The 15319-nt window shown below is 56.0% G+C and carries 13 protein-coding genes; 10 read left to right on the forward strand and 3 right to left on the reverse strand.

Going from position 1 to position 15319, the window contains the following annotated elements; translation table 11 throughout:
• Nucleotides 1–64 precede the first annotated feature (64 nt).
• The 10 genes from ACZK13_RS08890 to ACZK13_RS08935 all read left to right on the forward strand — a co-directional run bounded on the left by ACZK13_RS08890 (nucleotide 65) and on the right by ACZK13_RS08935 (nucleotide 11647).
• Nucleotides 65–499, forward strand: a complete 435-nt coding sequence (locus ACZK13_RS08890) for a low molecular weight protein-tyrosine-phosphatase (protein ID WP_346484673.1) — start codon at nucleotides 65–67, stop codon at nucleotides 497–499.
• A 58-nt stretch (nucleotides 500–557) separates the two neighbouring features.
• Complete coding sequence (locus tag ACZK13_RS08895) at nucleotides 558–2768, forward strand: polysaccharide biosynthesis tyrosine autokinase (protein WP_478482460.1); 2211 nt, start codon at nucleotides 558–560, stop codon at nucleotides 2766–2768.
• A gap of 136 nt (nucleotides 2769–2904) precedes the next feature.
• A complete protein-coding gene (locus ACZK13_RS08900; protein ID WP_346484671.1) occupies nucleotides 2905–4356 on the forward strand; it encodes a lipopolysaccharide biosynthesis protein in 1452 nt (483 codons plus the stop codon).
• A gap of 414 nt (nucleotides 4357–4770) precedes the next feature.
• Nucleotides 4771–5544 carry a glycosyltransferase family 4 protein gene (locus ACZK13_RS08905; RefSeq protein WP_346495081.1) on the forward strand — a complete coding sequence of 258 codons (774 nt, stop codon included), beginning with the start codon at nucleotides 4771–4773 and terminating at the stop codon, nucleotides 5542–5544.
• Nucleotides 5534–6463, forward strand: coding sequence for a glycosyltransferase family 2 protein (locus ACZK13_RS08910; RefSeq protein ID WP_478482461.1), 930 nt, complete (start codon nucleotides 5534–5536; stop codon nucleotides 6461–6463). The genes ACZK13_RS08905 and ACZK13_RS08910 overlap by 11 nt, the downstream gene beginning before the upstream one ends.
• The gene (locus tag ACZK13_RS08915; protein WP_478482462.1) at nucleotides 6460–7719 is read left to right on the forward strand and encodes a hypothetical protein; all 1260 of its coding nucleotides are present in this window, start codon (nucleotides 6460–6462) and stop codon (nucleotides 7717–7719) included. The genes ACZK13_RS08910 and ACZK13_RS08915 overlap by 4 nt, the downstream gene beginning before the upstream one ends.
• Nucleotides 7716–8378 carry an acyltransferase gene (locus tag ACZK13_RS08920; protein ID WP_346484668.1) on the forward strand — a complete coding sequence of 221 codons (663 nt, stop codon included), beginning with the start codon at nucleotides 7716–7718 and terminating at the stop codon, nucleotides 8376–8378. The genes ACZK13_RS08915 and ACZK13_RS08920 overlap by 4 nt, the downstream gene beginning before the upstream one ends.
• A 55-nt stretch (nucleotides 8379–8433) precedes the next feature.
• On the forward strand, nucleotides 8434–9510 hold the full coding sequence (locus tag ACZK13_RS08925; protein WP_346484667.1) for a glycosyltransferase family 4 protein: 1077 nt from the start codon (nucleotides 8434–8436) through the stop codon (nucleotides 9508–9510).
• Nucleotides 9511–9695: 185 nt separating this feature from the next.
• A complete protein-coding gene (locus tag ACZK13_RS08930) occupies nucleotides 9696–10607 on the forward strand; it encodes a glycosyltransferase (protein ID WP_346484666.1) in 912 nt (303 codons plus the stop codon).
• Nucleotides 10608–10621: 14 nt separating this feature from the next.
• On the forward strand, nucleotides 10622–11647 hold the full coding sequence (locus ACZK13_RS08935; protein WP_346484665.1) for an NAD-dependent epimerase/dehydratase family protein: 1026 nt from the start codon (nucleotides 10622–10624) through the stop codon (nucleotides 11645–11647).
• A 77-nt stretch (nucleotides 11648–11724) separates the two neighbouring features.
• On the opposite strand, the gene ACZK13_RS08940 is transcribed toward ACZK13_RS08935, so the two are convergent.
• From ACZK13_RS08940 to ACZK13_RS08950, 3 genes are read right to left on the reverse strand one after another with little or no spacing between them, the layout of a single operon-like run.
• A complete protein-coding gene (locus ACZK13_RS08940) occupies nucleotides 11725–13845 on the reverse strand; it encodes a YjbH domain-containing protein (protein ID WP_346484664.1) in 2121 nt (706 codons plus the stop codon).
• Nucleotides 13845–14618: a capsule biosynthesis GfcC family protein gene (locus ACZK13_RS08945; protein WP_346484663.1), complete on the reverse strand. Its 774-nt coding sequence runs from the start codon at nucleotides 14616–14618 to the stop codon at nucleotides 13845–13847. The genes ACZK13_RS08940 and ACZK13_RS08945 overlap by 1 nt, the downstream gene beginning before the upstream one ends.
• The gene (locus ACZK13_RS08950; protein ID WP_346484662.1) at nucleotides 14615–15307 is read right to left on the reverse strand and encodes a YjbF family lipoprotein; all 693 of its coding nucleotides are present in this window, start codon (nucleotides 15305–15307) and stop codon (nucleotides 14615–14617) included. Before ACZK13_RS08950 ends, ACZK13_RS08945 begins: the two co-directional genes overlap by 4 nt.
• Nucleotides 15308–15319: the final 12 nt, after the last annotated feature.

A 15319-nucleotide genomic window follows, 5' to 3' on the forward strand; every position in this document is an offset into this window, starting at 1 on the left:
GCTGCCGCCGGCCTCGGGTGCTCTGGTCGCGCGCGCCGCAAGGAATGCCACAGGATCCAGGTCAGTGTTCAAGAACGTTCTTTTTGTATGTGTCGGCAACATCTGCCGCAGTCCCTCCGCAGAAGTGATGCTGCGCCAGGCGGTCGAGGGCAAGGGGATCCAGGTGTCCTCTGCTGGTCTCGGTGCGCTGGTTGGCCATGGCATTGATGCCACGGCGCAGGAGCTGCTGGTCGAGCAGGGCATGGATGGCCTGGCCCATCGCGCGCGCCAGATTGATGACGCCATCCTGGGAGCCGCTGATCTGGTGCTGACCATGGAGCGCAAGCACGTGCGTCGCATCGCCGAGATCGCGCCGCAGGCATCTGGAAAAACCTTCCTGCTGGGCAAGTGGCAGCAGGATCGGGAGATTCCCGATCCATACCGCCAACAGCGACCGGCGTTCGAGCATGTTTATAAGTTGATGGCCGAGGGTGTGGCGAGCTGGGCGCGGCACCTCTGAAGTCCCGCTGCGTATTCCAGTCCTGTAGCCCTTTCCCCGCATTGAAGACCCCCAATTCATGACCACTGAAGCCCGTACCTCCGCACCGGAAGACAGCGACGAGATCGATCTGCGCCAGCTGCTTGGAACCTTGATCGACTACAAGTGGTGGATCGTCGGCATTACCGGGCTCTTTTTCGTGGTTGCGGTGGCCTATGCGTTGCTGGCCACGCCGATCTATCGTGCGGACGCAATCGTCCAGGTTGAATCGAAGGTGCCTTCGTTGCCAGGCCTGTCGGATATCAGCCAGTCGTTGGGTATGGGCACTGGATCTGCAGAGGCAACCACCGAGATCGCACTGATTACTTCGCGTTCGGTGGTCGGTAGTGCGGTCGATGCGTTGAAGCTGGATATCACCATCGAGCCCAACCGCTTCCCGCTGCTGGGCGGCTACGTTGCGCGCAAGGCCGAGCGCGCAGATTCGGAAGCTCTGGCTGATGTGCGCTTTGGCATGAGCCGTTTCGGCTGGGGTGGCGAGAAGCTGGAGATCTTCCAGCTGGACGTGCCGCGCGCGCTGCAGGCGCGACCGATGACGTTGGTCGTCGGCGAGAACAACAGCTATGAACTGTTTGACGAGGATGACAATCTTCTATTGAAAGGGCAGGTCGGCAAGGTCGCGAGCGGGAAGGGGGTGACCGCGCAGGTTGCCGAGATGCGCGCGCATCCGGGTATGCACTTTGAAGTGTCGCGCCAGCGCCATCTGACGGTCATCAACGATCTGCAGAAGGACATTGCCGTGAGCGAGTCCGGCAAGGATTCTGGGATCCTAACCTTGGCCTATGAGAGTGCCGACCCGGTCCTGGCGCAGAACTTCCTGCAGCAGGTGGCGCAGGCTTATGTCCGCCAAAATGTCGAGCGCAATTCGGCCGAAGCCTCTGCGCAGCTGACCTTCGTCAAGGAGCAGCTGCCGAATGTCCGCAACCAGGTGGATGCGGCGCAGAAGGCGCTGAGTGCCTACCAGACGCGTGCGAACTCCGTGGATCTGACCCTGCAGACCAAGGGGCTGCTGGATCAGGAAGTGGCCGTGGAAACCAGCATCCAGCAGCTTCGCCTGCAGCAGGCGGAGATGGATCGCAAGTTCACCCGTGACCATCCAGCCTATCAGGCGCTGATGCGCCAGATTGGCGAGCTGGAAGGCCGTAAGAGCGGCTTCCAAGGCCAGGTCAAGCAGCTTCCGGAAGCCCAGCAGGAGCTGCTGCGCCTGACCCGCGACCTGCAGGTCAGCAATGAGATGTACACCGGTATGTTGAATCAGGCCCAGCAGTTGGACGTGGCCCGTGCCGGCACCGTTGGCAATGTGCGCATCGTCGATGCTGCCGAGGTCGATGCCACTACGCCGGTCAAGCCGCGCAAGGCGGTGGTGGTGCTGATCGGTACCGTTCTGGGCGCGTTCCTGTCGGTGGCGCTGGTACTGCTGAAGCAGCTGCTCAATCGCGGCGTGGAAGACCCCGCGCAGATCGAAGAGCTGGGTCTCCCGGTATATGCCTCGATTCCGGTGAGTACGCAGCAGCAGACCGATTCGGTCCGCGGCAAGTTCCGCGCCGACGGCAAGTTGCATCTGCTGGCGGTGAAAGACCCGGCCGACCTGGCCATCGAAGCGGTGCGCAGCCTGCGCACGAGCCTGCACTTCGCGCGTCTGGAAGCCAAGAACAACATCGTGCTGATCTCTGGCGCGAGCCCCAACGCCGGCAAGACATTCGTGTCCTCCAACCTCGCGGCGGTGATCGCGCAGGCCGGGCAGCGCGTGCTGATCATCGACGCCGACATGCGCAAGGGAACCCTGCACAAGGCGTTGGGTGCAGCGCAGACCCCGGGCCTGTCTGACCTTCTGGTGGGCAAGGTTGATCGTTCTCAGGTGGTGCGAAGCCTTCCGGGCTTGGACAATCTGAGCTTCATCACGCGTGGCGACGTTCCGCCGAATCCGTCGGAACTGCTGATGCACGCCAACTTCACTGCGTTGCTGGAAGAGCTGGCACCGCAGTACGACCTGGTCATTGTGGATACGCCGCCGATCCTGGCCGTTACCGATGCTGCGATCATTGCCCATCACGCCGGTACCTGCCTGATGGTGGCGCGCTTTGGCCTCAACCAGGCGAAGGAGCTGGCGCTCGCCAAGCGCCGCTTTGAGCAGAACAACGTGCGCATCAAGGGTGCGATCTTCAACGCTGTTCAACGGCGTTCTGCTGGTTACTATAGTTATGGATACTACGAGTACAAATCTACGAATTGACTTGGTTCGGTGGTGGACGCGGCTCAGTAGGTACAACTCGCGTCTTTTCGACCGGTTAACATAGATCTATCTACTCGACGTCGCGGCGTCAAGATTTGAGTCGCACTGAGTATTTTTACGGCGAATTGAGGAGTGCATGGCCGGTCCTGGTTGGGTAGCAGCTTCGCAGGCAGTCAGGATTGCCAGCCAGCTGATTGGCGTTCTCGTCGTGGCTAGGATTATCGGTCCCGCTGAGTACGGGATTATGGCCATGGCTGGAGTTGTGACGAATTTCGCAATGATCTTTAGGGATCTCGGAACGTCGTCCGCACTTATCCAGAGGGACGAGCTTGACCGTGAGACCAAGACAGCGGTCTTCTGGTTCAACTTGGCGGTCGGCGTGTCAATTGCAATGGTCGTCCTTGCGTTCGCGCCTTTCATCGCGCTGGCATTTGAAGCTCCGAAGCTGGTGGCCGTGTTGGCAATGCTTGCATTAGCCTTTCCGATTTCTAGTGCAGGAGCCGCTCATCAAGCCCTGCTTGAAAGAGATCAACGCTTTCGACCAGTGGCGAGTGGGGAGATTGCGGGTGCTCTCTTGGGGGCTCTTGTATGCATCGCAATGGCGCTGGCTGGCGCCGGTGTCTTCAGCCTTGTTGCGCAAGCACTGATTGCAGCCCTAGTACCCCTTATTGCAGTGTGGCGGGCGCTCAAGTGGCGTCCTTCAGCATTTCGGCGCTATCACATCCATAGCCTGAGGAAGGTCATGGGGTTTAGCTCACATCTTGTGGGATTTAACCTTATAAGTTATGCGTCCAGGAATGCCGACAGCGTTGTTGCTGGCCGAATGTTCGGGGCTGCGCCATTAGGCGCATACAGCCTCGCATATCGAGTAATGCTGTTCCCATTGCAGAGCTTAACATTCGTTGCTACGAGAGTGCTCTATCCGCGACTGTCTCGACTAAAGGGAGACTATAGGGCAGTAAGCGAGATTCACCTTGGTACTGTTAGGGCGATTGCTGCTCTAGTGGCTCCACTGATGGCCGGAATATGTGTTCTGCGCGAGGAATTCATACAAATTATTGCAGGCCCTGGGTGGGTTCTCGCGGCAAATATTCTTATTTGGTTGGCGCCGACAGGTTTTTTGCAGTCAATTTCCAGTACAACGAGTGTTGTATTTATGTCCATGGGAAAGACGAAGGAATTATTGGCGATTGCCTCGTTTTCCTCCCTTCTGCAGATAATTGCGGTAGTGGTGGGGGCATTCTATGGGATCGAGCAAATGGCGGCTGCATACTTTGTCGCCAATATTGTGGTGTTGGTGGTTAATGCGTGCAGCTGTCGGGTCATGTTGGGTGTGGGAATTCTTGAGCCATTTGGCGCTCTAGTTCCCCCAGTTCTTTCGGCTGCGATGATGGCATTGCTGATATTCGCAGTTAAGGGGCGGGTTGCTGATTATTTTGGTGGGTCGATTTTTATTTCTTTGGTTGTCAGCGTTACCATCGGATCTGCGGTGTATCTGTTGCTGCTCTGGTTGATTTCGCCATCCTTTTTCCGTGCCTTGCTTGTCCTTTTTCGGAATAATTCGGAATCTCGTGAAAAAAATGATTAAATCTGATCGATTCCAATTTTCTGGCATCAATGGCTGGGGGCGGCCGTGAGTAGGGATTCGGTGCTCGTTATCCATGAGGTAGGAGAGCCGGGGCACTACGCGGGCTTGATGGAGGCACTCGGGCCTTCATGCAAAGTGGATTTCATTGAATTCTCTACTGGACTTCTTCTATATCGTCGAGTCCGAAAGAGATCTCTGTCGCTGGTAATCAAGGCGGTAAAGGATTTTCTTCGGTTGGCGACCTATGCTCTTTTCCCTTCACTGCTACGGGACAGGCTTGTTGTTGTGGGCATTGCTCCACTCGATTGGCGAGTTGGGATTATATCTCGAGTGCTTAAGCATGCGTCCGTCATTTATCACACATCTTGGACGGTGTGGGATGGGTCGTTCTTTCCTCGTGGCTCAGGTACGTCAATGCAGCGGGCCTGTTGGAGGAAATTCTTGGGGCAGGTTCCAGCAATTGCAGCGGTTACTCCGGTTGCGCGCGATTCGCTTCTTGAAAATTGGTCGGTTAATGCCAGTGCGCTGGTTGGCGTGGTCTATCACTCGTATGATAAGTCGGTATTTAACGTTCTCTCGAGAAATTCTTCCCAGAGGGACTCGTTGAGGCAACTCAGGTTGATATTTGCCGGGCGCCTGGTCCCAGAGAAGGGTATTGAGAGTCTGCTCCGCATCGCCACGTCCTGCCCTTGGGTCCAGCTATCGATAGTTGGTGATGGGCCGTTAAAGACTCTGGTGAGTACCGCAAGTACTAATTGCGACAACATTTTCTATCACGGCTACGTATTGGATAGAAACGAGTTGGCCGAACTTTATCGCGCGAGCGACGTTGTGGTCCAGCCATCGGTTCGTACCGGTCAATGGGAAGAGCTCTTCGGGATGGCGCTTGTGGAAGCAATGGCGTGCGGATGTGTGCCGCTCGCGTCCGCGCATGCGGGCCCGCTCCTAATCGTTGATGATCCGGAGATGTCCGGATTCTGTCTTGTTGATGAATCTAAATTCGAGGCGGCGGCTCTCGCGGTGTTGGAGAGCTTGCGCTCGGACAGTGAGCGCCTGCTCGATCTGTCACGGCGTAGCGTGCGGATCGCCGAGAGGTACGAGCGCGGGAACATCGCGATAAGTTGGCTCGAATTAGTGTCCCATTTGAGACATTCGGTTGAGAAAGGTCGTTCCTTCGATGGTCGCTGAAGAAAATCCTCTGATCGGGGTGGTTATCCTGAATTTCCGAAATGCCCTGGATACTGTTGAGTGTGTAAAGAGTGTTTTGAATTCTGACTACTCTTTCCTCAGGGTATATGTCGTAGACAATGATTCCGCTGATGGATCGCTTGAAACTATTGCGAGGGAGTTCGGAGGAGAGGCCCCGAGAGTTCGCATTATCGCTTCCGTGGAGAATGGAGGTTTCTCTAAAGGAAACAATCAGGGTGTCCGCCGTGCGGTAGAGGATGGCGCGGATTTTGTTTGGATATTAAACAATGATACTAAAGTATCCCCTGAATGTGCCAGGCGGCTGGTCGAGTGCTGGCGGCGGAATGATCGTGCTTCTCAAAAGATCGGTCCGATCGGGGCAAAAGTACTCGACTTTGATTACCCGCATCGGGTGCAAGGTATAGGTGGAAAATTTAGTTTGATCAAGGGATCTACTAGCCATATCGCTGAGGGGGCCATGGACGACGACTCGATCTGTGAGGCCTGGGCGAGCAGCACGTGTGATTATGCTATGGGGGTCAGCCTGTTTGTGTCTTCAGGTTTTCTGGCTGAGGTTGGCTTGTTGTGCGAGGACTATTTTCTCTACTTCGAAGAGCTTGACTGGAGCCGACGTGCAAGCAAGTTCGGCTGGACGCCTGGAGTCTGTCTTGAGGCGACTGTATACCATAGAGGGGGTGCAACTATTGGCTCAAGTGTGGAATGGGCTAGTCGGAGTGAGCTATCCGACATTGAAGGTCAGAGAAGTAAGTTTCGATTTCTAAGTAAGCATTATCCTTGGATGGTGCCTGTGGCCGTGGTGTTGCTCCTGCCTGTATTCTGGAATCGAATTCGTCGAGGTCAGGCGCAGAGGATAGGCAGAATGCTGTACGCCGCACTATCGGGGGCAGTGCAGAAATGAGTGCATCGGTGAGGTGGTGGCGTGAACTCGGCATAGCCTTGATCTATGTCTCCGGGCTGCTATATCACACGGCGATATTCAATCTGGCGTCGAGTGGTGTCCCGCTCTACTTCATCGGTGTTGGAGCTATGGTTTTTGCTCTTGCTGTTCGAGGGAGGGGGCCGTCTCTCTCTGATGTTTCCGTACTCTTCTTTTGCGTTGGCGCGCTTTTACTTGCGTCGCTGGCGCATATTCTAATGTCCAAATACTCTGCCTCTGAATTCACTCAGTTAGGGGCTAGGATATTCTTTCTTTTCTCGTTTTTCACATGTATAAATTTTGTCAGGGTCTTTGATCCGGATGGTCGAGTATTCATTCGTTCGGTGAAGTGGCTTACTGTCGCCTATGTGCTCTGTGGTTTCTACGAATTCTATGCCAAGCGGGTGGGGCTTGCCATTCCATTTGATTGGATCGCAAACAATAAGTCATATAGTGTTGCATCTGGACTTAATGGTGGATGGCTGGGGGAGTCAGCGATTCGAGTTAGGACGTTCTGGGCAGAGCCTTCATCAAGCGTAATTCCCGTTCTTCTGTCGCTTTTCTTCATTGTGAAGGGTTGGTTGTTCAGATCAATAATTTGGAACTGGATATGGTTCTTCCTTGTTCTTCTGTACGTGATTATTACTGGGTCTAGGAATATATATCTCTGCGCGCTATCCATGCTGGTTGTGCTTGGGGTTGTGCGGGTAATTGGGCGCGTTAACGGTGGTCTGGTTAAGCCGTTCTTTATCTTTTCTTCAGTGTTATCCGTCTTTATGGCGTTTACTTGGCAGTTGATTGTTTTGACGCTATTTGATGACCTCTCCGCCACTGGGCGCGCTTCGTCTGTCGCAGTGGGGCTCGGGATCTGGGTGCAGAACATTTTCTTCGGCACTGGCTACAATACGTTTGACATTGAAAGCTATCGATATTCGATGGCCGGCGCGCTGTACACTAGTGAGACAATTATCCAGAACTCTATTTTGGCTAATCTGCAGCAGGCGGGTCTTGTCGGGGCTATTGCTATATTTGCTCCGTTATATATGGCGATCAATAAGACATCTGCAAGATGGCGGGATCTTTCACCTTTCTGGATCGCATTGCTAATCCTGGCTGCCGTGAGTGCCGGGCTTGAATATTCCTCTGCTTTCTGGCTTCTTGTATCTGTGTTCTACGCGGCAAGTTTCGGGAATGATCTTGTCTCGGATTCGCGAACTAGAATGAATGGCGCTTCATGAAAATACTGACCGTGTTGCATGTGCTTGCATCAATTCCCAAGTCGCTCTACTTCAACATCAGCTACTTCGGCTTCGCTACTGGCTGTACGATGCCAGTACTTGTTTCATACAGGGTCTGGCTAAAGGAAATGCGTGGTACCGTCGTGCTGCCTAGGCGCGCTGGGTTCGGCTCGGTCAGGATCGGCTTCGGAAACATTGGAATATTTGATCGACGCCATTCACGCTCAATTTGGGAGGTCCGGGGACGCGTTGTCTTCGAAGGGACCTGCGCAATTGGTCATGGTTCTAAAATCAGTGTATCGGGGGATCTGGTTGTCGGGTCCAGCGTCGCGATGACTGCTGAATCGGTGGTAGTGGCAAAGCGCTCCGTAAGGATAGGGCGCGGCGTGCTTATCTCCTGGGACGTTCTGATAATGGACACGGATCTTCACGAGATACTCGGAGCTGATGGTGTCGTTGTGAACCAGGATGCTCCCGTTGTGATCGCCGATGACGTATGGATTGGATGCAGGACTCTGGTGCTGAAAGGTGCCCATATCGGTGCTGGTTGCATTGTTGCGGCAAGTTCCGTTGTGTCAGGTGAGTATAAAGATGTTCGCTGCCTGCTCGCTGGTGTTCCGGCCAAAGTTGTACGGCGGGGTGTTGCTTGGCGGCAATAGTACGGTGCCTACGTCGTCCTTTTCGAGGGAATTATTCAAGATGGATGGTGCTTAGTTGAAACTAATTATGAATCTTTCAATGGTTGGCGAGAAACCTACGGGTCTCGGTGTCTATTCGCTCGTCTGCGCCCGGGTGTTGTCGTCGTTTCGCTCGGGTATCATCGGTAGGCGCGGTCAATGGGGCAGCGATCTGGATGCTGGCGACGGTAGTGTAGTGGCGCCACCAGGCATCTCCATTGGCTCGGGTAAGTTCTCAGCTCTCAGAAGAAGCCTTTGGCTTCGGCGATTGAACTTTGATGCCGAAACACTGGTGTATTCGCCAACGCATCACGGACTAGGCAATCAGTACGGTCAGGTTATTACGCTTCACGATATGATTTGCTTGCGTTTCCCCTGGCAGCATCCGCTTCAGTACCTTTACTTCAAGTTCTACATGCCTCGTCTGTTGAAGCGGTGTCGTGCGGTCTTCACAGTCTCGGAGACGACGAAGGCTGATATTGCTGAAACGTACGGCTACCCGGCGGACGGAATTCATGTTGTCCCCAACAGCGTCGACTCGAAGACCTTTCGACCAGGGAACGTCCCGCCTTCTTCCGATTTCCTGCTGATGGTGGGGGCTCGCTATAGTCACAAGAATGTCGCAGAGGTGCTTGAGAGCCATGCGTCTTGGTCGTCGCACTACCGTCTCGTTGTAACTAGCTGCTCGGGAAGGTATCGCCGAGAGCTCGACGGCTTGATTGCAAAGTTGGGATTGGCCGATTCTGTGCAGTTCTATGATTATGTCTCGCTTAATGAGCTGATCGGCTTGTATCAGAATTGCGCCGCATTGATATATCCTTCGAAGTGGGAAGGGTTTGGTATTCCACCGTTGGAGGCCCTTGCTTGCGGCCGCCCAGTGATTGTCTCCGACATTCCGGTGCACCGGGAGGTCCTTTCTGATTCTGCAATCTACGTCACTCTTGGGTCCACAGAGTCGTGGGTATCCGCATTTGAAGTACTACGCGACTCATTGCGGGTGGAGCAGATGGTTGGCATGGGCCGAGAGCGAGTTCAGCACTTCTCTAGTGTGAATGCTCTGAAGATGCTCAGAAATGCGCTTCTTACGGTTGAGCCCGATCTGGAAATGCGTTGAATAGTTGAGGCGCAGGGTTACGAGGAACGGTTGCAAGTCGATGTTTATACTTAGTTTGGAATTCAGATGAGTATCGGAGTTCTTTTCCATATCTTCATGACTTTCGAATATTTGTTACTTCGTAGCACGTGCTGAGGTCGCTCTTTTGTTGGTAAGCTCCGGTGGCGATTGAAATGGATAGATCGGTGGCACGAGTTCTTGTTTTGCTTGCTTATTATAATGGTGCCGAGTGGATTGAGGAGCAGTTAAACTCTGTCTTGTTGCAGGAGGGGGTTGATATTCGGGTCATCGTTTTCGACGATTGCTCGGCTCAGCATCTTTCTGCCGAAACTGTTGTCGGCGGAATTGATTCGAGGGTAACGATCTATAATCGCAGGGTCAGCAGTGGCGGTGCTGGACAGAATTTCTTGCTCGCGTTGCGAGATGTGCAGGACGAGTCCTTTGACTTCGTTGCATTCTGCGATCAGGATGATCGCTGGGATTCCACAAAAGTTTCTCGCGCGGTTGCTGCCTTGCGCTCTGGGGCGGCCGTTGGATACTCATCTGCGGTTCGAGCCGTGTGGCCGGATGGGACCATCAAGCTTCTTGCGCAGAACCCCAGCACCACCGATCTCGATTTTCTATTCGAAGGCGCAGGGCAAGGCTGCACCTTTGTGATTGCGCGTAGTTTTGTTACTGAGCTACGGGCATTGGTTCAAGCTCATTCTGAGGTCGTATCCAGGCTTCATTATCATGACTGGTTCATCTATGCGATGTCTCGCGCCCTTCGAAGGCGCTGGGTGTTCGACTCGTCGCCAGGGATGTTCTACCGGCAGCACGAAAGCAATGATACCGGGGCTCGAACCTCGCTGCGTGGGATAACATCCAGAATTGCAAAGATTCAAGATGGTTGGTATGCCTCTCAGGTTTCGGGAATATTGGAAGTTGTAGGCCTTGTAAACAAGGATGTGCTTCCGGATGACTTCTTGAAGGTGCATCAGCGTCGCCATGGTTTAATTCGTAGGATCTCTCTGGCAAGAATTCTCCTCCTTCGAGGTAGGCGTAAATTGTCAGATCGCGGGATCCTGGCTGTTAGTGCGCTGTTGGGTTGGCTATAGACTTGAGGGTTGATATGAGTGAGGTCGCGGTTGTATTTGGCGGATCAGGATTTATTGGTCTGTGGTTTGCTGAGATGCTAATTCGGGAGCGCGGATACTCTAAGGTTTACTTGGCGGACATCGAATCTATTTCAGATAAGCCCTATCCTTTCAGGAGGCAGTTGGCGAAAGATAATGAGGCGGCGCTCGAATTTATTCAGATTGACGTCCGCAAGCCGATTGAATGGCGCCCGCCAGAGGGGGTTTCTCTCATTGCCAATTTTGCTGCTATTCATCGCGAGCCCGGCCACGAAGATTTTGAGTACTTCGAGACTAATATCAATGGTGCAAAGAATGTTTGCACTTGGGCGGATCAGGTCGGGTGCGCAGATATTGTTTTTACTTCGTCGATTTCTCCTTATGGGGTGGGCGAGGCAGAGAAGACCGAGGAGACAATTACCGTTCCCACAACGGCATACGGCAGTTCAAAGTTGGTGGCAGAAGAAGTCCATCGAACCTGGCAAGCTTCGGCTCCGGCACTGCGCACGCTTACAATAGTTCGACCGGGAGTTGTTTTTGGCCCGGGAGAGGGCGGGAATGTCAGTAGATTGGTCCGGGCAGTAAGTCGCGGCTATTTTCTGTATGTGGGAAATAGAAATACGCGCAAGGCTGGGATATATGTGAAGGAGCTCTGCAATGCAATCGCTTGGGTTCGCGACAGGCAGTTGGCGACAGGGGTTGGTGTGGAGTTGTTCAATGCCTCCATGAACCCGGGTCCCTCGATTTCTGACTACGTTGAGACTGCGAAGCGAGTCGGGGGTGTCAGGGCCGTTGTTCCAAGCGTCCCTTATCCACTCCTGCTGGTCGTCTCTTATGTGATTGAATCAGTGGCGCGGCCTTTGGGGATTCGACATCCGTTTAGCCCTGTGCGGATTCGGAAGCTTGTTCGCTCAAATAACGTATTGCCAGGTTACTTGTCTGCTTCTGGATATCAGTACAAGTACGATCTCGACTCTGCGTTCTCGGACTGGAAAAGGGAATGTCCTTCAGAGTGGACGTAATCGACTTCTTTGTCTCTGCCGCGACTAGTGGTGCGGGCTGTTTGTGGTAAAGGAGGGGGGCATTGACCCTTCTTCTTTCAGTCGGAGATGTGATCCAGATTGTCGAAGAAGAAGTCCGGGTCCCGCTCCGACGTCAACTGGTAGAGCGAGTAGCTTCGAGTCAACCGCGCGCCACCATCTCGATACAGTGGATTCCACGCGAACGTCGCACGTGCGCGCGTCGAACGAGGCAGCAGGAAGTCGAAGGGAATCGAAATGAAGATGCCCTTGTCGAAACTGCCTTCGCCAAAGTCCCTGGACGAAACATCAGTCTTGGTGACGTATGCGCCCATGTTGACGCCATTGTCGAAGGCGCGCGCAACCGATACCGTGGCGCCCCAGTCCTTCGCCAGGTAGCGGCCGGCGCTGATCATACTGGTGATCTTGTGCTCATCGCCCCACTGGTAATAGAAGCTGGCGTGGCCGGTGGTGGTGCTGTAGTCGCGGAAGCTGAAGCGCTGATCGAAGTCGCGCTGCTTCACCCAATTCAACTCGGCACCCACGGCCCAACGCTCGTTGAGCGGGCGGTAAAGGATCTCACCACCCACGCCGCCGTACATGGCCTCAAACAGGCCAGCGTAGGCCGAGCCATACAGATCTTTGCCCAGCTGATGATTGCTGGTGAACTGCAGGTTGGTCAGGGTCAGGTCTTCCGTAGTCAGGTACTTACGGATGTTCGTGCGGACCCGGGGCAGGTTGCTTGGCGCGTCGTAGCGGAAGCGGTCGTAGTTGTTGTACGCGTTATAGCTGAGCGTTCCGCTCAGCCAGCTATTCCGCGTAAGGTGGAAATTGGCGGAGTAGGTGCCTGCGACCTGGAACAGGAAGAAGCCATCAGGACCGCCGAGCTGCTGCTGGTATCCAATATTGAACGCGCCGTCGTAGCGTCGAAGTGGCGCCGCATATAGGCTCTCACGGCGCGGCTGCGCAGGCGCTGCCTGCTCGATGTGGCCCGCTAACTCGCTCAGCGGGATGCGATTGTCGAGGTAGCTGTTGAAGGTGCTGCGCTCGATGCTGCTCTCCACGACGGGAATGCCCAGGCGGGTATTCTCGATCGTGAACCATGTGGTATCGGATGGCAGTTCGGAATCCAGGATGCGCGCCGCCCGGCCAACACCCTGCGCCGGGTAGTAGAATCGACGCTGTTCGCCACTGACGATGACTTCCGATCCACGCCGGCTGATGCCCGTGACACGGAGGCCAGCGTTCTCTTCCAAAGTCCGGCTCAGTGCAGGCCAGTCGATGTCATCCATTGACTGCGCAGAGGGTACCGCGGATGCTCGCGTAACCGGAGGCGGATCCAGCAGTTTGGGCGTGGATTTCGCTCGTGCCACATTGCCGCGCAGGGTAATGCCGAGCATGGCCGTGTCGCCGCGTTCCCAGCCTAGGTGCAGTTGCACGTTGGGATTCACGGCGTAGCTTGCGCCCAGGTTGATCGGGCTCTTCTGCGTTTGATTGTTGTTCTGTGGTTCGTGCTTGTAGTCGTTGCCGTCGTACTCAAGCTTCAGCTGCAGGGGTTCCCAGGGGGTCTGGTAAGCGATACCGCCGAAGATGCCCACGGGGCCGCGGAACATGCCCTTGCTGTTGAAGTTGCCAGTGCCCTGCGCGCGCGGGCGCTCTTCAAAGCGATCGCTGATCATCCGAAGCGGATTCGAGAAATCGCCTCGATTGCCGATGTAACCGGTGGCGAGGCCGAGGCTTGCATCGATCGGCCCGAACCGCTTGCTTGCAACCAGGTATTCGCTGGAGAACAGGCCGGTACCGCCGATATCGCGGAAGCCTGCGGACAGCTCAGGCGCCCATCGGCTTTCCTGCCACAGCCGGACCTTCAGGTCGATCGACTTGTCCTTGTAGTTCTGCTTGCCGCTCAGCCATTCCGGGCCATAGCGTCGGTTCGCTACCGATACATAGCGGAACGCGCCTTCGACCCAGGGCAGGGGCTGCATCACCACGTTGTAGCGACTGTAGGGCGAGGTATGGCTTGCGGTGAAGCTCACCTCGCCGTCGTCGGCCATGCGTGCGGTGGGGGTCTGCAGCAGGCCGACGCCGCCCCAATCGCTGGCGGTTGGGGCAGGGGCTGTTTGTGCGTGCAGTACAGCGCTGACGCTCAGGCTGAGGAGGGCAACACTGGCGCGCGCCAGTGGGATGGAGCGATGGCGCATCAGTATGAAACTCCGGGTGCATCCAGCACCTGGGTGGCAAGGAAGCGCACGGCATCCTCGTTGACATCGGGGGCAATGTTGCGAATCTTGGCGGCGCTCAATGGTACGTAGATCACGGCGCCTGGCGCCAAGCGCACTGGAGCGCTCCGGTTCCACAGCGCCACGCCGAGTTGTTGCACCTTGCCGTCGGGTTGGATGACGTAGAGATCATCAGGGCTCGCCACCGGCAGCAAGGCACACGCGTTGCGGTAGCTTCGTGCGTCGAGTGTGGCTTGATGCTGCAGCTTGCACGGCTGTACGACCGCGCCAACAACCTGCACGGTTTCGGGTCGGCCGGGATAGACGACGCGGTCGCCGGCCAGCGCGGGTCGATTTTCCGCTGCACTGGCTTCCAGGCGGCGCGGATCAAGGAGCTGCGGTTCGCGCCCGGTCACTGGCAGGTCACCGAGCTCGCGCGCCAGCTGTGCGGCCGCGTCGGCAAGCTCCGGAGCATCCTGCTGGGAGGCGAGTGTTTCAAGATCGAAGAGCAGGCCCGCTTTGAGGCGGGTCTGTGGCGTCAGTGCACGTTGCCGAAGAAGGGCGGCGCCCAGCATATAGGCTTCTTCTTCCGGCGCTGCAGCAAGTGCGGCTGCGCTGAGGCGGGCCTCGGCGGGAAGCGTGTGCATGCCGGGATTGCGAACATGACCGGTCGCTTCGACGTTGATCGGCGATGAGGCGTGCGCATGTGAGGCCAGCGCCAGTGCCAGCCCAAGGATGATCGGTCGCAGTGTCATCGGTTCTGCAGGTCCTGCGAGTAGGGCTTGAGCTGGACAACTTCAAGGCTGGTGTCGGGTGCGATGGCCTGGATGCTCTTCCAGATGAACCCGTTGGCAGGATCGACCCAGTAGTGGTTGTCGCGCTTCCAGCCGTCGCCCTGAAGCCGCTCCCGCACGTGCAACAGCTCGCGCTCACTCTCCAGGATATGGACCTTCTCCTTGCCCAGGGTGGTCAGGGTGCCGGTGACGCTCATTCCATACCGGTAATCAGGCATGACGTCGTAACGGCGCTGCACTGTCGTGCCATCCGCTATCCGGTGCAGCGCGTGGAAGGGGGAGTCCCCTTCGAGCGTCATGTCCTGAAGCTCCGGGCTGCTGCCGTGGGTTCCGACGACGATGCCATCCCTGAGAAAGACGATGCTGCGCTCGGCGCTGTACCAGGCCTGGCGCCCGGAATCGATGTTGCCCAGTACCAGGATGGCGCCCCCTGCCGGACCGCTGACCTTGATCTGCGGGAATCGATTGGCGGCCACCTCGGTGGCCGTGGGTTCCACGTTGGGCTTGCCCCGAAGCGCCATCTGCACCGACTTGACGCTGGTCTTGCCCACAACGCCGCAACTGGTTGCGGTGATGAGTACAAGCAAGGCCAGCGCCACGGGGCGCTGGCGGTTTGCACGTCGGGTGGCAGCCTGAGCGATCCTGCTCACGGTAGAGACCAC

This window comes from Stenotrophomonas sp. 99219_Sma (assembly GCF_056480785.1).